The sequence below is a fragment of the Bifidobacterium kimbladii genome (genome assembly GCF_032193675.1).
In the GTDB taxonomy this organism is placed as follows: Bacteria; Actinomycetota; Actinomycetes; order Actinomycetales; family Bifidobacteriaceae; genus Bombiscardovia; species Bombiscardovia kimbladii.
Genome location: NZ_JASTZZ010000023.1, coordinates 1 through 418 on the forward strand (window position 1 = coordinate 1; position 418 = coordinate 418).

A 418-nucleotide genomic window follows, 5' to 3' on the forward strand; every position below is an offset into this window, starting at 1 on the left:
CAGCACGTACCCGGACCTGCCAGCGGACTTCACCTACCTGCAGGTCAGCGCCGGACAATATCATTCGCTGGCCCTGGGCAGCGACGGCAACGTTTACGCCTGGGGATCCAACAGCCAGGGCCGGCTCGGCGACGGGACAACCAGCAGCCGGTACACGCCGGTCAGGGTGAAGACGCCCGACCGGAAGGCGTACCCGGACCTGCCAGCGGAGGATACGACCGTGGTCTGGGAGCCGGACAGCTTCGGCTATACGGGCCAGTTCCCGCAGATTGCCCGCCGTGCAGGAATGACATCCTTCCTTTCGCAGAAGATCTCCTGGAATGATACGACCAAATTCCCGCATCATACCTTTGACTGGCAGGGCATCGACGGCACGGCCATCTTCACGCATTTCCCTCCCATGGATACCTATGCCTCC

At 62.4% G+C, this 418-nt stretch carries 1 protein-coding gene; it reads left to right on the top strand.

Features of this window, described 5'->3' with window-relative positions:
* A partial coding sequence (locus tag QRX41_RS08410) for a glycoside hydrolase family 38 N-terminal domain-containing protein (protein ID WP_449495105.1) occupies positions 1 to 418 on the top strand: 418 nt, incomplete at both ends.